The sequence below is a fragment of the Lentimonas sp. CC4 genome (genome assembly GCF_902728235.1).
In the GTDB taxonomy this organism is placed as follows: Bacteria; Verrucomicrobiota; Verrucomicrobiia; order Opitutales; family Coraliomargaritaceae; genus Lentimonas.
On the sequence record NZ_CACVBO010000001.1, the window covers coordinates 3,454,660 to 3,479,440 of the forward strand.

Annotated in this window: 19 protein-coding genes and 1 other RNA gene; 6 read left to right on the top strand and 14 right to left on the bottom strand. The window is 52.2% G+C overall.

Annotated features, from left to right (window positions below):
* Positions 1–176 precede the first annotated feature (176 nt).
* The 3 genes from gatB to gatC form a co-directional block, all read right to left on the bottom strand.
* Complete coding sequence (gene gatB, locus GZZ87_RS14830) at positions 177–1,643, bottom strand: Asp-tRNA(Asn)/Glu-tRNA(Gln) amidotransferase subunit GatB (RefSeq protein ID WP_162026600.1); 1,467 nt, start codon at positions 1,641–1,643, stop codon at positions 177–179.
* 161 nt (positions 1,644–1,804) lie between these two features.
* Positions 1,805–3,271, bottom strand: coding sequence for an Asp-tRNA(Asn)/Glu-tRNA(Gln) amidotransferase subunit GatA (gene gatA / locus GZZ87_RS14835; protein ID WP_162026601.1), 1,467 nt, complete (start codon positions 3,269–3,271; stop codon positions 1,805–1,807).
* 133 nt (positions 3,272–3,404) lie between these two features.
* On the bottom strand, positions 3,405–3,698 hold the full coding sequence (gatC, locus tag GZZ87_RS14840) for an Asp-tRNA(Asn)/Glu-tRNA(Gln) amidotransferase subunit GatC (RefSeq protein ID WP_162026602.1): 294 nt from the start codon (positions 3,696–3,698) through the stop codon (positions 3,405–3,407).
* Between the two features lie 224 nt (positions 3,699–3,922).
* Here gatC and GZZ87_RS14845 point away from each other — a divergent pair, with 224 nt between their 5' ends.
* On the top strand, positions 3,923–4,321 hold the full coding sequence (locus GZZ87_RS14845; protein WP_162026603.1) for a response regulator: 399 nt from the start codon (positions 3,923–3,925) through the stop codon (positions 4,319–4,321).
* 150 nt (positions 4,322–4,471) lie between these two features.
* Here GZZ87_RS14845 and GZZ87_RS14850 read toward each other — a convergent pair whose 3' ends face one another.
* From GZZ87_RS14850 to ffs, 5 genes are all read right to left on the bottom strand, one after another.
* Entirely contained in the window at positions 4,472–5,881 is a 1,410-nt protein-coding gene (locus GZZ87_RS14850) for an alkaline phosphatase (RefSeq protein WP_162026604.1), read from the bottom strand.
* Between the two features lie 210 nt (positions 5,882–6,091).
* A complete protein-coding gene (gene msrB / locus GZZ87_RS14855; protein WP_244648036.1) occupies positions 6,092–6,718 on the bottom strand; it encodes a peptide-methionine (R)-S-oxide reductase MsrB in 627 nt (208 codons plus the stop codon).
* Positions 6,719–6,789: 71 nt separating this feature from the next.
* Positions 6,790–7,035: a hypothetical protein gene (locus tag GZZ87_RS14860; RefSeq protein ID WP_162051185.1), complete on the bottom strand. Its 246-nt coding sequence runs from the start codon at positions 7,033–7,035 to the stop codon at positions 6,790–6,792.
* A 113-nt stretch (positions 7,036–7,148) separates the two neighbouring features.
* Positions 7,149–8,285: a DNA polymerase III subunit gamma/tau gene (dnaX, locus tag GZZ87_RS14865; RefSeq protein ID WP_162026606.1), complete on the bottom strand. Its 1,137-nt coding sequence runs from the start codon at positions 8,283–8,285 to the stop codon at positions 7,149–7,151.
* A 134-nt stretch (positions 8,286–8,419) separates the two neighbouring features.
* Positions 8,420–8,517: signal recognition particle sRNA small type (ffs, locus tag GZZ87_RS14870), an RNA gene on the bottom strand.
* A 178-nt stretch (positions 8,518–8,695) separates the two neighbouring features.
* On the opposite strand from ffs, the gene GZZ87_RS14875 reads away from it, so the two are divergent.
* Positions 8,696–9,769 (top strand): hypothetical protein, encoded by a 1,074-nt coding sequence (locus GZZ87_RS14875; protein ID WP_162026607.1) that lies wholly within the window; start codon positions 8,696–8,698, stop codon positions 9,767–9,769.
* Between the two features lie 223 nt (positions 9,770–9,992).
* On the opposite strand, the gene cimA is transcribed toward GZZ87_RS14875, so the two are convergent.
* Positions 9,993–11,570, bottom strand: a complete 1,578-nt coding sequence (gene cimA, locus GZZ87_RS14880) for a citramalate synthase (RefSeq protein WP_162026608.1) — start codon at positions 11,568–11,570, stop codon at positions 9,993–9,995.
* Positions 11,571–11,836: 266 nt separating this feature from the next.
* On the opposite strand from cimA, the gene GZZ87_RS14885 reads away from it, so the two are divergent.
* A complete protein-coding gene (locus tag GZZ87_RS14885) occupies positions 11,837–12,685 on the top strand; it encodes a PEP-CTERM sorting domain-containing protein (RefSeq protein ID WP_162026609.1) in 849 nt (282 codons plus the stop codon).
* Between the two features lies 1 nt (position 12,686).
* Here GZZ87_RS14885 and GZZ87_RS14890 read toward each other — a convergent pair whose 3' ends face one another.
* Together GZZ87_RS14890 and aldA are read right to left on the bottom strand one after the other, a co-directional pair.
* Entirely contained in the window at positions 12,687–14,123 is a 1,437-nt protein-coding gene (locus GZZ87_RS14890; RefSeq protein WP_162071463.1) for an NAD(P)H-binding protein, read from the bottom strand.
* Between the two features lie 214 nt (positions 14,124–14,337).
* On the bottom strand, positions 14,338–15,774 hold the full coding sequence (gene aldA, locus GZZ87_RS14895) for an aldehyde dehydrogenase (RefSeq protein WP_162026611.1): 1,437 nt from the start codon (positions 15,772–15,774) through the stop codon (positions 14,338–14,340).
* 231 nt (positions 15,775–16,005) lie between these two features.
* Here aldA and fusA point away from each other — a divergent pair, with 231 nt between their 5' ends.
* Together fusA and GZZ87_RS14905 are read left to right on the top strand one after the other, a co-directional pair.
* Positions 16,006–18,099: an elongation factor G gene (gene fusA, locus GZZ87_RS14900; RefSeq protein ID WP_162026612.1), complete on the top strand. Its 2,094-nt coding sequence runs from the start codon at positions 16,006–16,008 to the stop codon at positions 18,097–18,099.
* 285 nt (positions 18,100–18,384) lie between these two features.
* Positions 18,385–19,242, top strand: a complete 858-nt coding sequence (locus GZZ87_RS14905) for an MYG1 family protein (protein WP_244648035.1) — start codon at positions 18,385–18,387, stop codon at positions 19,240–19,242.
* A gap of 522 nt (positions 19,243–19,764) precedes the next feature.
* Here GZZ87_RS14905 and GZZ87_RS14910 read toward each other — a convergent pair.
* Positions 19,765–20,757 carry a DNA/RNA non-specific endonuclease gene (locus GZZ87_RS14910; protein ID WP_162026613.1) on the bottom strand — a complete coding sequence of 331 codons (993 nt, stop codon included), beginning with the start codon at positions 20,755–20,757 and terminating at the stop codon, positions 19,765–19,767.
* A gap of 424 nt (positions 20,758–21,181) precedes the next feature.
* On the opposite strand from GZZ87_RS14910, the gene GZZ87_RS14915 reads away from it, so the two are divergent.
* The gene (locus tag GZZ87_RS14915) at positions 21,182–22,123 is read left to right on the top strand and encodes a PfkB family carbohydrate kinase (RefSeq protein ID WP_162026614.1); all 942 of its coding nucleotides are present in this window, start codon (positions 21,182–21,184) and stop codon (positions 22,121–22,123) included.
* 77 nt (positions 22,124–22,200) lie between these two features.
* On the opposite strand, the gene GZZ87_RS14920 is transcribed toward GZZ87_RS14915, so the two are convergent.
* On the bottom strand, positions 22,201–22,632 hold the full coding sequence (locus GZZ87_RS14920) for an RNA-binding protein (RefSeq protein WP_162026615.1): 432 nt from the start codon (positions 22,630–22,632) through the stop codon (positions 22,201–22,203).
* A gap of 350 nt (positions 22,633–22,982) precedes the next feature.
* Positions 22,983–24,662, bottom strand: coding sequence for a fumarate hydratase (locus GZZ87_RS14925; protein WP_162026616.1), 1,680 nt, complete (start codon positions 24,660–24,662; stop codon positions 22,983–22,985).
* Positions 24,663–24,781: the final 119 nt, after the last annotated feature.

Here is a 24,781-nt window from a genome sequence, read left to right on the forward strand (position 1 = left end):
GCGGAGCAAAGCCCCTACGTTTATTCAATATTCAAAGTTAGAAGTTTGAGCGTCGAGGTCGTGACGCTGACACGAAAACGCCCAACTCCTATTCGAAGTTGGGCGTTGAAAGTTTAACGTTGCTACGCCATCTACGGCAGACCTCCGTCAACGTTCAAGCGACGAAGCCGCGCCCCCTACCCTTCGCCAATCAGCTTCTTAAGCAGCTCATCAAGCATCGCTGGATTGGCTTTGCCCTTAGTGGCTTTCATGACTGGGCCCTTCAAAGCATTCAGCGCCTTTTCGTTGCCGTCCTTATATTGGCCGACTGCTTTGGCGTTGCCGGCGATGGCTTCGCGGCAAAGGGCTTCGATCTCGCCGGTGTCGTTACTCTGCTTGAGGCCTTTCTTTTCGACGATAGCATCGGGCATGTCGCCGGTAGCGAACATATCCGTAAACACTTCCTTGCCGATTTGCTTGGAGATCACGCCTTCATCGATAATTTTGACCAGTGTTCCAATGTGCGCGGGTGTGAGCTTACACTCGCCGACGCTTAGGGCGCTGTCACCATGCTCGGAGGCTGCGGAGAGTTCGCGCAACAGATCATTGGTGATGTAGTTGGCGATCGCTTTAGGCGCGTTGTGCGTTTCTAGAGCAGCTTCAAAGAATTCACTGAGCTCGCGGTTTTGGCAGAGCACGGAGGTAATGGTGAACGGTAGCTTCAGGTCTTCCTGGTAGCGGCGCTGCTTATCAAGTGGACGCTCTGGCAGCTCGGCTTCGAGCTCGGCCACGCGGGCGCGGTCCATTTGCACGGGCATCAAATCGGGGTCTGGAAAATAGCGGTAATCGTGTGCTTCTTCCTTACTGCGCAGTGAGAAGCTAATGCCTTTGTCGACATCCCAGCGGCGGGTTTCTTGTGTGATGCTGCCGCCCTCTTCCAAGATTTCAGTCTGGCGCTCGATCTCGTATTCGATCGATGCCTTAACATTGGACATCGAGTTCAAGTTTTTCATCTCGGTGCGGGTGCCGAGCTTGTCGGAACCGACGGGACGGATGGAGACGTTGGCGTCGCAACGCATTTGGCCCTTCTCCATATCACAGTCGGAAATGCCGGCGTAGATGATCATATTGCGCAGGCAGTTCAAGAACGCGACGGCTTCGGTGGACGAGCTCATATCGGGCTCGGTCACGATCTCAGCGAGTGGCACGCCGGCACGGTTGAAATCAATTACGGTCTCGAAGGCTTCGTGTGTGAGCTTGCCCGGATCTTCTTCTAGGTGAATACGATTGAGCTGCACCCAACGGTGGTCGCCTTCGACATTGCGCGATGGGCCGGGGAGTTCGATCTCGACCTTACCACCGATGCAAAGCGGCTCTTCGTTTTGCGTGAGCTGGTAGTTCTTTGGTGAGTCCGGATAAAAGTAGTTCTTACGGTCCCACTTACAGACTTCGGCGATTTCGCAGCCGAGCATGAGGCCGAGCTTAGCGCACTTCTCGATGGCGGCGTGGTTGAGCACCGGCAAGGTGCCTGGCAGGCCGAGCACGACGGCGTCGGTCAATGTGTTGGGCGCAGCGCCATAGTTATAAGGCGCGGCGGTGAACATTTTGGTGCGGGTTTTGACTTGGACGTGAATTTCAAGTCCGATGACTGCTTCGTATTCCATAGGAAGTGATTACGCGCGGAGCGCGAAGTGAAGGTGTGAGTGAAAGTGGCTTAGGATACGTGCGATTTGAAACCGCGAATGGACGCTAATTAACGCGAATAATATTAATTTTGACTCCTAAATTAGCGTGTATTCGAGTTGATTCGCGGTTCCTTACGTCGTTAAAGGGTTGGAGTTTGCTGCGCATAATCATGCGCTTGCTCGAAGGCATTGGCTACGGCGAACATGTCGGCTTCGCCGAAGGCTTTGCCGATGACCTGCAAGCCGATTGGCAGACCGCTTTCGGTGAATCCACTTGGGATCGAAATCGCTGGCAGGCCGGCGAGGTTGACCGAGATGGTATACACGTCGCTCAAATACATCGCGAGTGGATCGTCGCTACGCTCGCCGCGTTTGAATGCGGGTGTGGGCGAAGTTGGCGTTAAGATGGCGTCGACTTGCTCGAAGGCTGTTTCGAAATCACCTAGAATGAGGCGGCGGACTTTTTGCGCGCGCAAGTAATACGCGTCGTAATAACCGGAGCTGAGCACGTAAGTGCCAAGAATGATGCGGCGCTTCACTTCGTCGCCGAAGCCTTCGCCGCGGCTCTTGGTGAAGAGTGTCATTGCATCTTTGGCTTCTTCACTGCGATGCGTGTAACGCACACCGTCAAAGCGAGCGAGATTGGAAGAGGCTTCGGCAGTCGCGACGATGTAGTAAACCGGCACGGCCAGTTCAGAGTGTGGCAGGGAAATATCAACGATTTCGCAACCTTGGCTCTTATACCAGTCGATGGCCTTCTCAATGTTAGCCTTTACCTCAGGATCGATGCCTTCGCCGAAAAATTCACGCGGCACGCCGAGTTTCCACGGGCCTTTCTTTTCCTTGAGGGCTTCTGCGTAATTGGTTTCGCCTTGAGGAGCGATGGATGTGGAATCCAGATCGTCTTTGCCGAGCATGGCTTCCATCAAGATGGCAGCGTCTTCAACGGTGCGAGCAAAGGGGCCGACTTGATCAAGCGAGGATGCGAAGGCCACGAGGCCGTAGCGGGAAATGAGTCCGTAGGTCGGCTTCATACCAACGACACCACAAAGCGCGGCGGGTTGACGAATGGAGCCACCCGTGTCGGTGCCAAGGGTGGCAATCGCCTCCCCCGCTGCCATCGCAGCGGCACTACCGCCGGAGGAGCCACCAGGGATGGTTTCGAGATCCCATGGGTTGGCGGTGGTTTGGTATGCAGAGTTCTCGGTCGAGGAACCCATCGCAAATTCGTCCATATTGAGGCGGCCCCAGATCACAGCGCCCGCTTCGCGTAGCTTAACGATACAAGTCGCGTCAAAGGGAGAGACGTAGTTCTCAAGCATCTTGGAAGCGCAACGTAGCGGCTGGTCCTTTACAGCGAGCGTGTCTTTGATGCCAATGGGGATACCATCGAGCGGCCCGAGAGCATTACCCGCAGCGCGGCGCTCGTCCGAGGCCTTGGCCTGAGCGAGTGCGTCTTCGGCGTCGGTGGAGAGAAAGGCTTTCACCTGGCCGTCGACGGCCGCGGTGCGGTCGATCACGGCTTGGGTGATGGCGACGGAAGTGGTCTCACCCGCGGCCAGCATGGCGGCGAGTTCGGAAATGGTTTTGAAATGGAGATCGGACATACCTGCGGTAATGGCGAATTGCTAATGAATGATGGCTAATGAAAAAATCTGAATCTTACTCGTGATCTTGATCTGAATCGGCCCACGGCTCTGCTGAGATTAGGAGTATGATTAAGATTATGAGTAAGAGGGTTTACTCGACGACTTTGGGAACCACGACTTGGTTGTCGCGTTGTTCGGGAGCCATTTTGGTGAGCACTTCGGGTGAGTAGGTCTCGCCGGGTTCGTCGCCTTCGCGCCAAACATTGAAGACACGGTGCGCGTGCGCCATAGGCTCGACGCCTTCGACATCGACGCCGTTGAGCTTATCAAAGTGGCCTAGGATGTCGTCGAGCTGAGAGCCGAGCTTGGCCTTCTCGTCGTCGGAAAGATCGAGTCGCGCGAGGTTAGCGACGTAGTCGATGTCAATATGTGGTGTTTCGGACATGATTTTATAAATATTAAAGGGCAGAAGGCTCTCGCAAAGGGTGAAAGACGCAAAGTTTTTTTGGCTTAAAACGGCCAAAAAGTGAAATTCGCCCACTTCAGCTGCCATAAAACCACTGCCGCTTTAACATTTACACATCTACCAATCATATTCTTACTATGAGGCTCTGATCAACGGCGTCCCTCACTCGCCAAGCCTGGAGCAAAATAGACCGATCTATCACAATGCACTCACGTGAAAGCCTCGCCCCATTTCATGTTCTCATCTGCGAAGATCGGGATGACAACCTATTGCTGGCTCAACTCTTGGTAAAATCCTTCGGGTGTGAGTGTTCCAGCGCAAGAGACGGGGCTGAAGCGGTCAATACCTGCCAAGAGACTAAGTTTGACGTCATCCTAATGGACTTAGCCATGCCGGTGATGTGCGGTCTCGAAGCCTCCAAAGCGATCCGAGCGTCCGAAAACCCCAACCAGCACACTCCAATTATCGCAGTGACTGCCGACATCAATCCGATCGTCAAATCAGCATGTGCCAATTTCGGCATCGAATACTATATCAGTAAGCCAATCAACAGTGACTCGCTCTATCGAGCCATGAGTGAACTGCATGCTCAAAAGTCATAGGCTCCTCAGACTCCGAGAAGCACCTCAGACTACACCAAACTCGGATCATCCACTCTAGCCCTTTCGATCCACACGTCGCCCCCAGCGTCGTAAAGCTAAAGCGCATGAGTCAGCACCACATGGATCTACTATTTGCGAACCGCTAGGCAATTACGGAGTCTTCAAATCCAACGCCTGCGTCATCACACCGAACAATTCGTTGTTATTGATAAAGGGCTTAATCCGATCCGATCCCGGTCCGAATGCAAATAGGTCCACACACTCGGATGTGTGGTTACTCGACGTCCAACCGACCGCGGTTTTCTGGAACAAGTCATCCTCCACGATGCCTGTCATAGCGCTAGACAGATAAGTCGTCTCTGGGTCATCCATTGTCGCTTGAATCGCATTCGCCTGCGCCTCAGTCGGAATGATCCCAGTGGCCTCGGTAAATACTTGAGGATCAAAACGTCCTGTTGCCTTAAACTGTTGCTCCAATGCCTCGAAGCTCGCGGTCATATCATTGATACGTTCCAGCGCGGGCCCACTATCAGCATACGCTTTACCAGCGCCATTGAGCTGACAACCACCAGTGCCGTGATCTGTCGTAATAATTAGCAAGGTGTCGGGATCATTATTCAAATACTCCAAGGCAATGGGGATGCAGTCATCAAACTCCAACAGTTCATGTAAAATGGCGGCAGGGTCATTACCATGCCCCGCGTGGTCCACGCGGCCGCCTTCGACTTGCAGCACAAAGCCATCCTTCGACTGGCTCAGGCTTTTCAGCGCAGCGCGAAACATCTGCGGCAAGCTCGGCACCTCAGCTAGCGCAGCATCATTCTGGCGATCAATCGCATAAGGAATGTGAGATTTCGAAAACAATCCGAGCAAGCGTGGAGTGCCTGCCTGCGCTGCCAACTCGGACTTGGTTTGCACAAACTGGTAGCCCTTCTTCTGGAAATCAGGCACCGTCGTCAGCGCTTTCTTGCCTTCAAAGAAACGCGATCCACCACCAAGTAACACATCAATCTCACGCTCGTTGTATTGCTGTGCGATCTCACTTTCCATGCCTCGCTTTTTGACGTTGGTCGCAAATCCAGCAGGTGTCGCATGTGTGATGCGGCAAGTAGTGACCAAGCCAGTGGCTTTGCCTGCGGCCTTCGCATAGGTGAAGAGTGGCGTCAAAGAGTTGCCATTCGCATCGGTATTAAGTGCGCCATTCATCACGCGTTGCCCACAGCCCCACGCACTGGCGGCGGCGGCGGAATCGGTAACCGGCGAACTCGCCGAAGCAGTGTCTTGCAAGGCACGCGTCAAACCGGCTTGCTCATACACTTGCATCCAATTGAGCGGTGCCTTGCGATTGCGCAAACTCCAATGATGTGCGAAGCCATACGTGCCAGTGCACATCCCATCGACGACTAGAAAGATTAGGTTCTTCGCCGTTGCCGTCTTCGGAGTTCGGAGACGAACACGTCCAGCAACAGAGGAGCTAGCTCCGAGTGTCGCAGCGACACCGCTGAGGCCGAGGCCTTTAATAAACTGACGACGATTCGACAACGGGAATGATTTCGACATGGCTCAAATCATTAATGGCAGATGCATGACGACGGAAGCCCGAAATCTAAAAATGCGCGCCATTTACCTCTTCAGTCTCAGCTCTTCAGTCTCAGCTCTCAAGTCTCAGCTCTCAAGTCTCAGCTCTCAAGTCTCAGCTCTCAAGTCTCAGCTCTCAAGCCTCAGCTCTCAAGCCTCAGCTCTCAGCTCTTCAGTCTCAGCTCTCAAGTCTCAGCCCTCTTCTTTATACCACGCTTCAACCAACTCTTTGATTGCCTCTGGCGACTCTGCCTCTTCGAAACTGAGAGATGCTGAATTGATGCAATACCGCAAACCAGTCGGCTCGGGACCATCGGGAAACACGTGCCCTTGATGTGAGCCACATACATCACAATGCACTTCAACACGGGTCATACCAAAGCTCACATCTTTCGTCTCACCGAGCGTGCGTTCATCGATCGGCTTGAAAAAGCTAGGCCACCCCGTGCCGGAATTAAATTTGGTCGTGCTACTAAAAAGCGGCGTATCACAACCGACACAACGATACAGGCCGGTTTTCTTATTATCGTGATAGGGATTATTAAATGGGGGTTCAGTGCCCTGCTTACGCGCGACATGATACTGGATATCCGTAAGGCGCTCTCGCCACTCGGCATCGGTGCGCAATACTGGGTAACGATCCCCGCTAAGATCTACATGCGAAGGCAGGCCGCAGGCACTGGCACATTCACTTAAGTTCACATCAGAAGATTCGGGAGAAGACGTATTATCAGCCATGGCAAATGTAATGAGAAGACTGCCCACTACAAGAGCGAGCACAGCATAGATGGATCGAGAGAAACGTGAGGCAAGGTTCATAGTGAATATGAGATGTCACTCACATAAAACTTATTCCAATAGAGTGCAAACCACTGAACGTGGATTATTCCCTAAAACAACAAATCATTCTCATCTGGATAGCGAATATCCGTCAGACTGCCATTGAATTTCTCCTCCAATACAGCCAACACCTTCGGCCCCAGTCGTTGAGCGGCTTGGGCCGGACTCATGAGCGGTTCTCCGGAGTGAACTACCACGGGCTTTTCTTTGCCTGTAGAAAACACACCCGCAGCTTCTTGTGCCAGTCGATCCGCTTCAGCATCCTGCCTCGCACGCTCTGCATCAACCTCAGGCAATTCAACATCCAGCAATGCATCGATGACATTATCCGGAGCATCTAAGGCCGGCGTTGACGGAGCCTCAACGACTTCAGTCGTCTGAACATCAATCGCCTCCGGTGTCGCTGGGACTAAGGCTTTTTTTTTTCGTCTGGTAGTGTCGCACCTGCGCCTGCCAATTGCTTGATCAAGCTATCAATCGCACGTGAGCGCGACTCTTCAGCTGCTTTCAACAGCACCACTTCGAAATTTACTTTTTCAGAGAGACCACGTTGCACAGACGCCTCACCACGATGCAAGGCATCAAGCATACGCATGATCGACTCAGTCGTCAGCGGCACACCGAGCTTCGCAGTCGAACCACCATTTTGAATCGCATCCAACAACGCTTCGCGTGCATACGCCTCGAGATCCTGCAAAATACGAAACAGATCGCGGCCCTCATCCGCAAATTGATCCACTGCTGCAATAATCGCCGGGTAATCGAGTGTGCCCAGCGCCTTTCCCAGCTCAGCGATACGTGCGCCAGAAACCAAGCCATACACATCGAGCACGTCACTTTCTTCGATCTGACTGCCACAGAAGGAAATCATTTGATCAAGAATCGACTGTGCATCCCGCATCCCGCCATTGGCAAGGCGTGCAATCGAAGTCAACGCGGCGTGCTCGACCTTAATGCCTTCGGCATCGGAAATCTCCATGAGTTTCTCGGTGATGACTTTATCCGAAATCGGACGAAACTCGAATCGCTGGCAGCGCGAAGTGATGGTCGGCAGCACCTTATGCGCTTCAGTGGTCGCAAAGAAAAATTTAACGTGCTCTGGCGGCTCTTCGAGTGTCTTGAGCAGCGCATTAAACGCCGCAGTCGAGAGCATGTGCACCTCATCGATAATGTAGATCTTGTAAGTGCACTGCGTCGGAGCGTATTGGCAGTCATCACGCAATGCGCGCACCTGCTCCACACCATTATTAGACGCACCATCGATCTCGATCACATCCATGCACGAGCCACCCATGATCGCTTGGCTGATCTCAGAGTCATTATCCGGCGTCGCACTCGGCCCGCCCTCGGCATTCAGCGCCTTAGCAAACAAGCGCGCGGTGCTAGTCTTACCCGTGCCACGCGGCCCAACAAATAGATAGGCGTGCGCGATACGCTTCGTATCAATCGCGTTGCGCAAGGTGCGCACGATATGATCCTGCCCCACCAGTTCATCAAACTGCTTAGGACGCCAGCGGCGTGCGATTACTTGATAGCTTTTTTCCATCGAGGCTTAAAGAAAAGCTCTGATTTGGGGGAAGTTGCAAGGGGCTTTTTCAAGAACTTCGCGCTTTTCAAAAATCTAGTGAAAAGTAGCCGAAAAACGGCGAATTCTGGCCAATCCATATGTCCAGACACAAAAGTGGCCAGGCACCCTACGGCACATGAGGATTAGGTGTTCGCTGCTTCCTTCCGGATCTGACGAGGTCAACCTGTCCAACATTGCATAGGACCCGGCCACCGACAGAAGACACCGACTCCAGCGGTTCATTCAACATTAAAATGAACTATTTTTTCAGCCGAAGCATTGCGTGCAGAACCGAAACAAAAGACAGAGCCCTCCACTTTCGATGAAAAATCCGCTTAAACACCATTCCGTGTTCGACCTTCGCCATAGGATAATCGATCTTTTGGCGCATGCAGCCAGCCGTCACTCAACACCGAAAACAATTTTTTCCCATCAATGACCTTTTTCGGGACTACCTGAAAACCTTCCACCGCAGTCAGGATTTGCCAATCAGCTATGAAGATATGCTGAAATACGACGACTCCTTCCCCCTGATCAACAAAGAGGGCAACGACACACTGTGGCAGACCCTAATCTATGAGCAACAGTTCGGTCGCGAGATCTACGACGGCCTAAAACGTATCTATGTGCAGCTCCGCTCAGGTGGCGACGAGTCGATCCTTAGCAATCTCTACATCGACCGCGTTGACTTCTGCACCTTTGGTAACACCAAGCCGATGCGCGTGCGCGTCGTGAATCAATACAACGACAATCACGACTATTTTTACGTCAAAAAGGCCGACGCCTCTCGTATCTATGGCCTTGAACTGGAAGAGCTACTCTCACCCAATCATATTAATTTCCTAGTCAACGGCGACACCCTAATCGAAGAGCACATCATCGGCGTGCCAGGCGACGACTTTATCCGCGACTATCTCTCACGCCCCGACTTACACGAAGTCCGCCTAGCAAAGGAATTCATCAAATTCAACGAGCGCTGCTTCGTGCGACTGCTTGGCGATATGCGCGCCTATAACTACGTGGTCGAAGTGACGCCCGACTTTGAGCAAAATCAATACCGCGTGCGCGCCATCGACTTCGACCAACAAAGCTACGAAGGCCGACGCAGCCTCTATCTACCACAGTTCTTTAAGAATAACCTGCCAGTGGTAAAGCTCTGCACCGAGTTGATCAACTTAGAGACCAGTCAGCAGTATCAGCGCGAAGAACGTTCTTTGATGCGCCGCCGCCTCAAATTCGCGATCCACCGCGTCCGTCACCTACGCGAGTGCATGTGCGCCGATCAGATTTCGAGCACCGAAAAGACCTACCAATTGCGCAAAGAACTCGCACAAATGCACAACGACCACCGCTTCATGCTGTGTCACTCGATGGGCGAACTCACCTTCCTCAATATCACGCTGACACTCGGGCTCGAAGGCGACGCGGCCTACTTCCCCGAAGGCGCAGGCACCTTCCTCTAGAGATCTGACGTCATAATCATAATCTTACTCATAATCGTAATCCTCTAATCGAATCCGTAAGGTATTCGATGAAAACGCTTCGATTATAATTACGATGAAGAGTCAGAGTAAGAGAACAGCAGCCACGTAAGCAATTCACTGGGACTGTCGTAATTCCGTGCTGAGGATCGGCGGACGGCAGCGTAGAACGCAGCAGGCGCGGAGGCCATCCCTCCTCTAAACTCTACTTTTCCGAATCCAACAGAATCTTATATTCAACCGAATCCACCAACGCGCGCCAAGTGGCTTCGATGATATTATCGCTCGCGCCGACTGTGCCCCATGTGGCTTCGCCGTCCGTGGATTCAATTAATACACGAGTGATCGCATCGGCGCCGTGCTCTGTCTCGAGAATACGCACTTTGTAGTCAATCAACTCGACTTCCATGATTTCAGGAAAGACGGGTGCGATCGCTTTGCGCAAGGCATCATCCAATGCCCCAACAGGACCATTGGCCTCGGCAACGGTGTGATGCACTTCGTCGCCAATCTTCACCTGCACCGTCGCTTCAGAAACGACACGATCCAATGCGGGTTGATGGCTCACCATCACACGATAGCCGACCAACTCGAAATCCTCTTTTTTCCCCTTGAGGAAACGGCTTAGCAACAACTTGAACGATGCATCGGCGGCTTCATATTCGTAGCCTCTAAATTCCAATTCTTTAAGTTCACCGAGAAACTCCTTCAACTCCGGCGAACGCGCATCGAGATCGACACCAATTTCCTTGGCCTTCATCATCACACTGCTACGGCCGGACATATCCGATACCAATACGCGCGTGCGATTTCCGACCAACTCAGGCGCAATGTGCTCGTAGCTATGCTTCACCTTGGCAGCGGCATCCGCATGCACCCCACCCTTGTGCGCAAACGAGCTCGTGCCGACAAATGGCAACGTCGCATCTGAAGCGCGATTGGCCATCTCATCCACAAACAGCGAGAGGTCACGTAACTTGCTCAGATTGGGCGCGCAATTCAGCTCAGCCCCCATTTTCAAAATCAAATTCGGAATGATCGCACTGAGATTCGCATTCCCGTTGCGCTCACCAAAGCCATTCATCGTGCCTTGAATCAAGCTCGCGCCCGACTCGACACCCGCCAATGACAACGCGACACCCAGACCAGAGTCATCGTGGCAATGCACGCCCACCGTAGTCTTCGGGAAGTGCGCAACCACCTTGCTGACGATCGTCTGCAGCTCACTGACAAGCTTACCCCCATTAGTATCACACAGTGTTAAATTAATCGCACCACCACGCTCAGCGGCTTCCAACGTTTGCAGCGCGTATTCAGGGTTGTCGCAGTAGCCATCGAAGAAGTGCTCCGCATCATAAATCACCTCGCGCCCGTTCTCGGTCAAGAAACGCACCGAGTCCTCGATCATTTTTAGATTCTCTTCAGCCGTCGTGCGAATGATCTCAGTGACATGCAGCAACCAAGTCTTACCAAAGATAGTCACCACGGGCGTTTCAGCTTCCAACAATAATTGTAACTGAGGGTCCTCCTCTGCTTTCAAGCTCGCACGGCGCGTCGAGCCAAAAGCTGCGATCTTCGCATGCTTGAGCTTCAGCTTCTTCGCTTCATCGAAAAACGCCATATCGCGCGGGTTGGATCCCGGCCAGCCACCTTCAATATAATCAATCCCGAACTGGTCCAATTTCTCTGCAACGCGGATTTTAGCCGCGACAGTAAAGGATACCCCTTCGCCCTGCGTGCCATCACGTAAGGTAGTGTCGTAGATTTTGAGAGCTGTTTTCATCGGTAGGTAGCAATTGAAAAACCGACGAAAACAAAGACTTCACCGCAGCGGGGCAAACCAAAAAGCCAACTCTCTCATACCGCGAGCATAACCCCCATCATCGACCCACAAAGATCGCAATTAGACATACGCCAACCTGATTGGACAAAATGCCGCTGGAGCAAGTGTTGCGAATAGGAATCCAAAGCATTCCACTTGACACCCCCAAAAATACGCCTAACCCCTACATGATTATAAGGTATATAACCTACTTTTTTAATTTACAGATGAAAACTTCATTCAGAAACCTCAGCTTACTAATTTCCCTCTGCCTATCGCTCCCCTGCACATCTCAAGCGATCGTGATCAATATAGATAGCGGCAGCGACTACGCCCTGAATATTACTGCTGTCACCTACACAAACACAACACACCTCACTTCTACGACATACGACAACAGCACGACACTCGAGTTCTACGACAACGAAGTGAAAGCGATTGGCTGGAATTCAGCCAACTCCAAAGCTCAATTTTCCATCCTCAACAATCAAGCCCCCACAGTTGCAGCATCGGATGACTTTAATGCATATGGCTCCGCACTTTCGGATTCATTCACCAACACAAATCTACTTAATTATTCTAACAAAGATGGTGGGTCCTCAACGAACTACGACTACGACATCATCTTCAAATACGGCCTACAGACAACCGACTACATGATCATTGGAGAGCGCGATGGCAACAGCACGTTCACACTACAAGCCCTCGACAATAATGGCTACATCATCGGCAACACAGTGACCTTCAATAGCCCATATTCCTGGAACACTGGCTTTACTAGCCCAGAATACCAAGGCCAAGAGATGGAGATCAATCTAGTAGATCTAGATGCATTCTTTGACGACACCAATGGCGACCTAGTCAACCCAGAGGCAATCTACGGATTCAAAGTCACCAATGATGACGGGGCTGACATTAAAATACTTGCGGCTTCAGAGAACAGTTTCATTACAGCAGGAAATGTAAATGCGAACTTCGACTCCCCCTCACCCATCCCAGAGCCCAGCACTTACGCCCTACTACTGAGCCTAGCCATGCTCGGCTTCGTAGGCACACGACGCAAAAATCGCAAGTAAGCTAAGGCTTCACTCGGCTCAAATATCGCCCAAACGCACGCATCACAAATAAATGAGCCCTAGCCTGGGTGCTGGCATACAACCACCAAGGCAGAGTCGGTGCAAACCCATGGATTGAGGCGATTAGGCAGCCGCGCTCAGCAAATGTGCGAAACTCTAAACGCCCGCGCGGCTCAACATCACGCGAAAGTAAACCGCCGGTAATATAAAAGGCGCAGCGACGCTCTTGCTCGCTATACGGCGAAGGCGTCAACTCCAGCAGCACAAAGCGCCGACTCAAGACACAGAAACGCACCACGCCAGCGGAATCCGTATCGACCTTGAGCAAGCCACGATAGCGACGGCTCAACCACACTCCATATTCACTTGCAACCTGCTCGGCCACCCACCCCTCCGGCAGTGGCATACGCTGCACCGATCGCACGCGGCGCGCCTGCTTAATCTGCTGTGTATCAGTCAATTGCGTCCCACTACGCGGGTTCGGTAACGGTTGCCCATCCGCATCCACTGCGCGCGCCAGCGAATCTGCGAATGAGATCAGTCGCGGTTGCAGGTGTTCCAGCAGTGGATTTGGACGCGCTTCTAGATCATGCAACAAGCTCTCCTGCAATGGCCGCACCAAGGCCATCGGCACACGGCCAAAATATGACACCCATCGTTGCGACAACGCAAACAAGTGCCATGGCAACGATACCGTGCGGATCGGACGGTTCATTAATTCTCCCGTGCGACAGATCAACTGCCCATAACTCATGGGCTCATGCCCGCCAAGATCATACACGCCCCCCACCCACTGCGACTCCGACAAGCAACACTCAAAAGCATCGCAAACATTCTCAATATCGACCGACTGAGTCATCGACGACGCCCACGCCGGAAAGATCATATACGGCAAGCGCCTCACTAAATTAATCAGCATCGAAAACGACGAGCCACCTGGCCCGAAGATTAAGCCCGCCCGTAGCACCGTCACCTGCACAGAGCGACTCTTCAACACCGCCTCCACCTCCGCACGACTACGCAAATGCGGTGACAACGGTTCATCGCCCTGCGGCAGCAGCCCGCTGAGATACACGACATGCTTCACACCAGCCGCCTCAGCCGCTCGTATGAAATTATCCGCCAGAAGTAAGTCCGTATCCTCGAAATCCGCCTGCATGAGCCGACTCGATGGTGCCATCGAATGCACCAAATAGATGCCAACCTCACAGCCCTCCAATGCCTCGGTCAATTGAGGCAACGAATACAAGTCACAATGTCGCCACTCCGTGGAGTCCTCCTCCTCGTGACACGCCACGATGTTCTGACTACGCGTCAGCGCCCGAAAACGGAAATGCTCAGCAAGGCGCATCCGAAGGTGAGTGCCGACAAAACCACTCGCCCCAGCAAGGGCGACCAAAGGCTGAGTTTCCTGAGCATTAGACGTCACTGATTGCATCTTATAACAGTGCAGGCAGATCACAAATTGATATGCAAGAAACAGGAAAGCGCAGCATAATTTGTAAAAACAACATCAACCAAAGCACCAGCACACCGCAAGACGAGGCAGAGCCTGAGCTCGTCCCTCCCGAATGGGTTGAGCTAAAAATCACAAAATGCTGCGCGGCAAGAATATCAAGCAAGCTCAGCTCAACTGAGCCCATCAGCACGAATTACGAGCGCTGCAAATAGACGACCTGCGTCTGCATGAACTCATACAAACCGTGTTTACCGTCCGCACCACCAATACCAGACTTACGCCAACCGGCATGGTAGCCCTGCATCGCTTCGAAATGCTCACGATTCACATAGGTTTCCCCAAAGTTCAGCGCATCCACGAGGTTCAACGCCTCATTCAAATCCTGCGAAAAGACAGAAGATGTAAGTCCATACTCCGTATCATTCGCCATCGCAATCGCCTCTTCGATCTCGTCAAAGATCACAATTGGCACCACAGGACCAAAGATTTCCTTCGTCACAATGTCCATCTGCTGCGAGCAACCAGCCACCACTGTTGGTTCAAAATAATAGCCACTCTCATCCGCTCCGCGTTGACCGCCGCAAAGGACCTCCGCGCCATCGCGAACCGCACTCTCTACTAGAGTGACGATCTTATCAAAGCCGGCCTGGTTAATCATCGGACCATAATCGACGGTCTCATCTTCGAGTGGATTACCAAAACGAGCCGCTTTCATCTTCTCAACCAGCTTCGCGGTAAATGCCTCGGCCACGCTACGCTGCACATAGACACGCTCGGCACAGTTACAAACTTGGCCACTATTAATCACACGTGACGCTTGGATCGCAGTCGCTGCCAGATCGAGATCGGCATTCGCAGTGACAATTGCTGGAGCCTTTCCCCCCAACTCAAGGTTCACCCGAGTAATGTTCTTCGCGGCTGCCGCCATGATACGCGAACCTGTGTCCACACTGCCCGTAAAGCTAATCAGTCCCACCTTTGGACTCTCCGTCAGCACACGACCAGCCGTTGCACCATAGCCCGACACCAGATTAACCACCCCAGCAGGAATATCCGTTTGCTCCAGAATTTTGCAGAATTCAAATGCGTTGTTCGGCGTCTCCTCACTCGGCTTCAAGACGATGGTGTTGCCAGTGACCAAAGCCGGCGCGAGCTTACGCGCGATCAGGAAGAACGGAAAATTCCATGGCAAGATGCCAGCGACCACACCGATCGGCTTGTGATGTAGGTAAATATTCTCTTTAGGACGGTCGCTCTGAATCACCTCACCTTCGATGCGGCGCCCCCACTCGGCCATGTAATCTAGATAATCTGCAGTGAAGTTCACTTCCACCCGCGCCAGCCCCAGCGTCTTGCCCTGCTCCTCCACAATCACGCGAGCCAGCGGTTCGCTATGCTCGCGAATTTTGTCAGCCAGCACACGTAGATGCTTCGCACGTTCGATAGCCGGCAGTGCTGCCCATGCTGGTTGTGCAGCTTCTGCAGCATTAATAGCAGATTCAACGACTTCCGCCGAACTGTCAGGAATCGTCGAGAGCGCTTCGCCAGTGGCAGGGTTCACCACAGAGATCGTGTCCGCGTTGGGGGATTCGACAAATTGACCGTTAATAAAGTTAGAGTAATGGATCATATAAGAAACCATTCTAAGAACCCGCCATCGATACAATCAGAAAGAGGCTCCACACAAAATATTACGCCCGCGGGGATAAGAGAGTTAAAATCCCCTACTTTCTGGCCTTGCAGTATTCAAAATCAGCCCTAATCTCCGCCTCTTTTTTGGAACTTCGTGGGCGATTCTCGCGTATCCAAAGCCCTCAAGTTCAAGTAGTAAACACAATCTCTAAACACATCAGATAAGATCATGACCGACCTATCAAAATACAGAAACATTGGTATCTTCGCACACGTTGACGCCGGAAAAACAACGACAACCGAGCGTATTTTGAAGCTCACTGGTAAAATCCACAAGTTGGGCGAAGTGCACGATGGTGCGGCTACGACTGACTTCATGGAACAAGAGCAAGAGCGTGGCATCACGATTCAGTCCGCTGCGACAACTTGTTTCTGGGACGGTTACCGCTTCAACATCATCGATACTCCGGGTCACGTTGACTTCACCGTTGAAGTTTACCGCTCACTTAAGGTGCTTGATGGTGGTGTGGGTGTATTCTGTGGTTCTGGTGGTGTTGAGCCTCAGTCCGAGACAAACTGGCGCTACGCCAATGACTCGAAGGTCGCTCGTTTGATCTTCGTCAACAAGCTCGACCGTATCGGCGCTGATTTCTACAAGGTCGTAGACCAAGTGAAAAACATCCTCGGTGCTAAGCCACTCGTTATGGTGCTGCCAATTGGTGAAGAGAGCGAACTTCAAGGTGTCGTCGATCTTCTGACACGTAAGGCATGGGTATGGGACAACTCCGGTGACCCAATGGCATACGAACTTCAAGACGTGCCTGCTGACATGGTGGACAAAGTCGAAGAATACCGCGCTGCGCTGATCGAAACTGCTGTTGAGCAAGACGACGACGCAATGGAAGCTTACCTCGAAGGTAACGAGCCAGAGATGTCTGTCATCAAGGCATGCATCCGCAAGGGCACCATCGCACTCGACTTCTTCCCAACTTTCTGTGGTTCCGCGTTCAAGAACAAGGGTGTGCAAAACGTCCTCAACGCTGTCATCGACTACCTTCCAAGCCCAACTGAAGTGCCTGCACAACCAGAAGTGGATGCAGAAGGTGTTGAAACTGGTGAATTCGCAATCGTTGATGCTGAAAAGCCACTCCGTGCACTTGCATTCAAGATCATGGATGACAAATACGGCGCGTTGACTTTCACACGTATCTACTCCGGCAAGCTCAGCAAGGGCACAAGCGTTCTTAACACCTTCACAGGTAAGACAGAGCGTATCGGTCGTATCATCGAAATGCACGCTGACGAACGCACTGAAGTCGAGTCCGCTCAAGCGGGTGACATCGTCGCGCTCCTCGGCATGAAGTCTGTGCAAACAGGTCACACACTCTGTGACCCTAAGTTCCCAGCAACACTCGAGCCGATGGTATTCCCTGAGCCCGTGATCTCCATCGCTGTGAAGCCAAAGGATCAAGGCAACTCTGAGAAGATGGGCACCGCGATCGGTAAGATGGTTGCAGAAGATCCGACTTTCATCGTTGAAACAGACGAAGACTCCGGCGAAACCATCCTTAAGGGAATGGGCGAGCTTCACCTCGACATTAAGGTCGACATCCTGAAGCGCACATACGGCGTTGAAGCTGTTGTTGGTAAGCCACAAGTTGCATACCGCGAAAGCATCACTCAAACAATCGAAGACTCCTACACTCACAAGAAGCAATCTGGTGGTTCTGGTCAGTTCGCGAAGATCCTCTACAAGCTTGAGCCACTCGAGCCAGGTGAAGGCTTCCAGTTCGAATCCAAGGTTGTTGGTGGTAACGTTCCTCGTGAATTCTGGCCAGCAGTTGAAAAGGGCTTCAAGCTCTCGAAGGAAAAAGGTGTCCTTGCGGGCTACCCTTGCTTGGACTTCAAGGTCACACTGGTTGACGGTGCGTTCCACGCAGTTGACTCCTCTGCAGTTGCTTTCGAAACTGCTGCTAAAGCAGCGTATCGTCAGTCCCTTCCAAAGGCAGGCCCTCAGATCCTTGAGCCAGTCATGAAACTCGACGTCTTCTGCACAGAGGACAAGATGGGTGACGTTATTGGTGACTTGAATCGCCGCCGCGGAATGATCAAGACACAGGAGCCAGCTCCTAACTCTGGCGTTCGCATCAAGGCAGACGCTCCTTTGAGTGAAATGTTCGGTTACATCGGTGCACTTCGCACAATGACATCGGGTCGTGGTCAGTTCTCCATGGAGTTCTCACACTACGCAGCATGTCCTAAGAATGTTGCTGACGAAGTCATCAAGGAAGCGCTTGAGCGCGAAGAAGCAAAGCGTAAGTAAGCGCTTCGCACTGAGACCTGAAGATGGAAAGTTGAGACCTGAGGGTTAAGGCTGAAAATCAAAGTTCAGATTTTAACAAAGTCCCCGTCTCGAAAGAGCGGGGACTTTTTTTGTGCCCGTAATCCTAATCCTAATCCTAATCCTAATCCCACGTGATGATTAAGATTACGAATAAGAGTAGGATTAAGAATCTAAGATTTCACCATTCAATGTTCGACGTTCGATGTTCAACGTTCAACCTTCCCCACACTTTCACCCTCACTTTCACTCTAACTCATCACTCAATTGATAAAATCAATTTTAACACATCCGGGCGGCGCCCATAAAGACGACTTCATGGCCTGCGCCGTGCTCCTGACGCAGGCGCCCGTTGCCATCCAACGCCGCGAACCGACTGAGGCGGACCTAGCCGATGCCAACATCGCCGTGCTCGACGTCGGCGGCGAACACTCCCCTGAGCGTAGCAATTTCGATCACCACCAATTTCCGCGCGACATGGTGCCAACCTGCGCCCTCTCCCTCGTGCTGCAACACCTCGGCATCTATGAAGATGCAAAAGAATTCTGCTCATGGCTCGAAGTCGCCGAATGGTTCGACTGCCGCGGCCCTAACGACACAGCCGAATGGCTCGGCATGGATCGCGAGACGATCGGCAAACTTAACTCACCGCTCGACATTACGATCCTGCGTCGCTTCGCCTCACAGACTGAGCACAAGCCTGGCGAGCCGATCTGGGAAATCATGCGCATGATTGGCCAAGACCTCGTCGACTATGTGACTAACCTTCGCACCCGCCTCGACTTCGTCGCACAACACGCGGAAGTCTGGGAGTTTGATGGATTCAAAGCCCTCTTCATGCCGCGCACCGAGCCAATGCCTGACGAAGCCTCCGCCGGACTCGGCGGCCACGTAATGGCACTCGGGCTCGAAGAAGAAATCCTCGCCCTCGTCTATCCCGACAGCCGCGGCACAGGCTATGGCATGCGCCGCTTCAACGACGACCAGCGCATGGACTTCAGCCCACTCAAAAACGAAGAAGACGTGCACTTTGCCCACGCCCGCGGCTTTATTGCCAAGACATCCAGCGCTGATGTCGAACGCCTGAAAGTGCTAGTCAGCACAGCCTACATTGGCGAAGCTTAGCACAACTAAAGCTCAATACCATTGAAGGTTAGCACAAATGACTAGGATAACGTCCTAATCATGGCTATTTCATGGCCACAAAGAGGCACTTCCGAGCGCAGCGATAATCAACCGAAGGGCGCAGCCCAAAATACACAAAATTCCTACTGTTTAGTTTTTCGTGCTTCTTCGTGCCTTTTTGTGGCTGAAACTCAGTGGTCTGGATTCTGATGATCCCCGAAAAGTAAAAGGTATAGAAATATGCAATGGCATTATTGCTCACGCGCATCATGATTTGTGAACAACGTATTCATGCGACTTCGCTATCTTACCGTAGGGGCTTTGCTTGCGAAGACCGCGCAAAAGCCGCACGCATAGGAAGTTGCAAAACTTTAGCTGCCTTCGCGGGTGCCGCCCTTCGACAAGCTCTGGGCCTTGAGCCTGTCGAAACGGCAAGCAGCACCCCTACGCCAGAGATGCTTCGATTTCACAAATCACAATTTATCATGCGCGGCAGTATTCACAAAAGCGTCACGCTACGCTCTACCACAAACGCTTCGGCAAATCCGCTTCCAACGCGGCCTCGGATTCGTCGTCCAGCATCGACAGTAAATCCAAGCCCGTCGCCGCTTCCACTTCATCAATGGTCACGAGATGCTGACTCATCTTACTCGAATCCGCCACGTTTTGCTCTAGAATCACGGCAAGTGCACGCACGCCTGCCGGCTCCACCACATCGACGATCACCTTAAAAAATGCACTCGGGACAGCGACGCCACTGCGTAATCGAGAAACTGGCTCGCGATAGATCGGGCCGGTGATCACCCAAATCTCCTCATAATCACGCACGTAGCGATTCGCGACTGTCTGCTCCAAATCTTTCCACGGCCTCTGGTTGAGCTCGGGCTTCTGCGGCACGATATTACTCATCAAGAAGGTCTCCTTCTGCGCGCGTTCACCAAATACTAGATCAATCGCATAGTTCGGCGCCATGTGCCCACGGTCATAGCCGGAATTACTATAGTCATAATGATCGACCCGTGCCCGTGTGCGACGATCCGCCTCAAAGGTTTCTGGGCGCTCGGAAGTCGCGGCCCCCTCACCTCGCTCTAGGCGATAGGCGACCCAGGCGGGATTACGTAGCGCCTCATCATAGCCGACGATATACCCTTTATTTTTCAAGAGTTTCACAGGGCGCGCACTCACAGGCACTCCCGCAAAGGTGTAGCGATCGGCACCTTCGACATCGCCCACTGCGATCACATTACCCAATGAAGCGGGAATCTGCTGAACCACCCAGTTCAATATCTCATCGACATCACCATTGGTCGCCTTGAGCTCGATCAAAAAATCCAGCCCAACGATGATCTGCTCCTGCGAGCGACGTTGTGTCGCCGCATCCTGCTTCGAATACCAGAATCCATAGGCCACTGCCGCAACTAGACTGAGCAACACCAACAGTTTACAATTGCGCCACAGTCGCCCGATCATACCGAGCTGACGCACACGCCGCTTCACCTTTCGCTTAATTGCCATATTATAAGAGTCGTTAGAAAATAGGAAACAGGAGTTGGAAGCTGAATATCAATGCCATCTGCAGCATGTGCGGTTCGCCAAATTGGCGGTGAGTGACGAAACTCGATGCACGTCATTACCAAAGACTGAGTTCTGACTCCTATATAGGATTATTAAAAAATCAGCCACGACAACGTCTCCTCAACAGAAGGCAATACGCGACTGATGTGCCTGCAGAAATCCAGATGAAAACGAAATATAGGTCAGGACACGACCCCGTGCTGCAATTACATTTTAAATATAAAAAATCAATTCACTGGTCACTTAAAACACTTCCAACGCACACACACTTGGCACCAAAACTGCTATTTACTAAAAATTAACAACATACCAAAGCGCAACCATTCATACACTAAGACCAGTGATCAACATCCCAACATCAAGAATGATTCGTAACACAGAAAGCGACGTGCTTTGCGTAGGATTCGCCTGCATCGATATTAATTTCAGCACGCTCCATCACCCTGCACCAAGGGAAAAAGTAAGAGCGCACAACATGAATGCCTGTGGCGGAGGCCCTGCCTCAAACGCAGCGATTACCATCGCTCGTCTCGGAGGAAAAGCACGTTTCTATGGCTACATCGGCAATGACGGATTCGGACGTTCTCACATACGCGAACTACAAGCCAATGGTGTATTAGTTGATATGATGCGCTTCGGCAATGCACCGACCGCCATTGCAGCCATCACGATCAAACCCGATGGTGCCCGCTCGATTATTTGCTATCGCGATCCAGGCGCCTTTTCGCACGAAGGTTCAATCTCCCTAAAAAAACACCCAGCAAAAGTGCTACTTGTGGACGGACACCAGCCGTCCCTCTCACTGCGACTCGTCGAAGAGGCACGCGAATTAGGCATCCCATCCATATTAGATGCTGGCTCCATCAACGAGGGCACGCGGCAACTCTATGACAAAGTCGACTATCTAGTCGCGTCCTCAAAATTTGCATACCAGCAGACAGGTATCGGCGACACTGCCGCGGCACTCGAATCAATGCGTGACTTTGCCCCCTTCACCGCAGTGACCAAAGGCCCCGAAGGCATCTATTGGCAAACACAAGACTCAGAAAAAATCTCTCACATGAAAGCGTTCAGGGTCGACGCAATCGATACCACTGGAGCCGGTGACGCATTTCACGGGGCTTTCGCACTCGGAATCGCCCAAGAAATGCCGATCATTGATAATATTCGACGCGCATCCGCCTGCGGCGCGCTGACCTGCCTAAAAATGGGTGCCAGGAATGCCTTGCCCACCAAACGTGAAGTGCAGTCTCTTTTATATAAATCGACCACTCCCCAAGTGGTCGTGCAATCGCGATCAGCATAAAGAACCTTAGCAGTAGGCACAAAAAAGCGGGGTTCATCGAAATGAACCCCGCGAAAGTTTAAATGTAAACTGAGTGACTACCAGCCACCGCGTCCACCGCGATCACCGCCACGGTCGTTACCGCGTCCGCGACCACCGCCGCCTCCGCCGTATCCGCCGCCACCGTTACCGCCGCGACCACCGCCGCCGTAACCGCCGCCGCCATTACCGCCGCGACCACCGCCGCCGTAACCGCCGCCGTTGCCGCCACGTGGGCGTTCTTCGCGAGGACGTGCTTCATTGATCGCAAGATTGCGGCCCATGAATTCAGCACCGTTAAGCGCTTCGATTGCTGCGTCCATTGCAGACTTCTCTTGCATTGTAACAAAAGCGAAGCCACGAGGGCGGCCAGATTCACGATCCTTGACGATGAATACATCGCTAACTGCACCATGTGCTTCGAAAAGCGCTTGGAGTTCTTCTTGGGTTACATCGTAGGACAAGTTGCCTACATACATTTTTGCATCCATTATGTGTTCCTTTTCTTTACTTTGATTTGGGCTATCCCACTGCTTCTTTGCTCTTGAGTGTCCGCTGTCGGACTGGATCACCTAACTGAATACTTTCGTCTCACCCTGATGACTACCCACGCTCTGAATGTTAACATGTGTTCTAGTCGGGGCTGGTTATCGACTATTCTGAAGAAATAGCAAGCAGCGAATCGTGTTGTTTCAGAATCGACACAATTCGCCCAATCCTAGAGTTTTTCAGTCCTCAACGATATACCAACGCTCTGAAAATCAGCGTGTGATTCAAACGAAAAAGCCCCGCTCAATCGAGCGGGGCTTTGAAAATGATTTTTTACTCAAAAACGAGCAAACTACACACCTGCTTTGGCCGCATCAAAGGCCTCGACTGCACATTTCGCGCAGGTCTCGCGGATGCCAGCAAAGAAGTCATTGCCCTTGTCATCCACTAGGATGTAAGCAGGAAAATCTTCCACATCGATCTTCCAGACCGCTTCCATACCGAGTTCAGGATACTCCAGCACTTCGACATTTTTAATGTTATACTCAGCAAGCAAGGCTGCTGGGCCACCAATCGAACCGAGATAGAACCCACCGTGTTTGTGGCAGGCGTCCGTCACTTGCTGCGAGCGATTGCCCTTAGCAAGCATGATCATCGAGCCACCTTCCGCTTGGAATGGTCCCACATACGAATCCATACGACCCGCAGTCGTTGGGCCGAATGAACCAGACGGTTTGCCCGCAGGTGTCTTCGCAGGGCCTGCATAATAAACCGGGTGGTTCTTAATGTATTCCGGCAAGCCTTCGCCACGGTCAATACGCTCCTGCAACTTGGCATGCGCAATATCACGGGCAACAACGATGGTGCCCGAGAGCGACAACGGAGTGGTTACTGGATATTTACTCAATTCAGCAAGGATATCAGCCATCGGACGATTCAAATCAATCTTCACAGGCTCCTTCGGCTTCGCGATCTCCGCAGAGTCCGGAATGAAGCGACCTGGATTCTCTTCCAACTTCTCCAGCCAGACGCCGTCCTTGTCGATACGTCCCTTCACATTGCGGTCCGCCGAGCATGAGACACCGATACCGACCGGGCACGAAGCACCGTGACGCGGCAAGCGCACCACACGCACATCGAGTGCAAAATATTTACCGCCAAACTGTGCACCGTAGCCCATCTTGCGTGTAAATCCGAGTAGCTTTGCTTCCAGTTCGAGATCACGGAACGCTTGGCCGTGCTCGTTTCCTTCAGTCGGCAACTCGTCGTAGTATTTGGTCGAAGCCAGCTTCACAGTCTTCATCGTGGTCTCAACAGAGGTGCCACCAATGACGATCGCGATGTGATACGGAGGGCAAGCGGACGTGCCCAGTGTGCCCATCTTCTCGATGCAGAATTTCTCGAGGCTGGCTGGATTTAGCAGCGCCTTGGTTTCTTGGAAGAGGAAAGTCTTATTGGCTGATCCCCCACCCTTCGCGACGAAGAGGAAGTCATAGGAGTCGCCATTGGTCGCGAGCAAATCGATCTGTGCGGGCAAGTTGCAACCAGTGTTCTTCTCTTCATACATGGAGAGCGCCACTGTCTGCGAATAACGGAGATTCTCCTTCGTGTAAGTATTGTAAACACCTTGCGAGAGCGCTTCCTCATCTTCGCTGCCGGTCCAGACGCGCTGGCCTTTCTTACCGAGAATGATCGCAGTGCCAGTATCCTGACAGAATGGCAACACACCGTGCGCCGCAACTTCTGCATTACGCAGCATCGTCAACGCGATCGTGCGGTCATTTTCAGTCGCTTCCGGATCGTCGAGGATCGCAGCCACCTTCTCGAGGTGCTCCGTGCGCAGCTTGAAGGAGATCTCCTTCATCGCAGTCTCCGACAAATAAGTCAGCGCTTTCGGATCGACCTTCAGAATGCTTTCACCGTCGAAATCCACGGTTTTAACGAACTCATCAGTCAACAGACGGTATTCAGTCTGCCCCTTGCCGAGTGGAAATTGCTTTTGGTAGTGGAATGGAGGTGGTGGTTTAGCCATGATGTTTATCTAATTTAATAAAATCCCAGAATAAGCTTAAGTTATAGCAAGGTGCAAGTCTGGAAGTGCTTAAAAGACAGCTATGCTATATTTAATGACTGATTCGATTTCGCAAATAC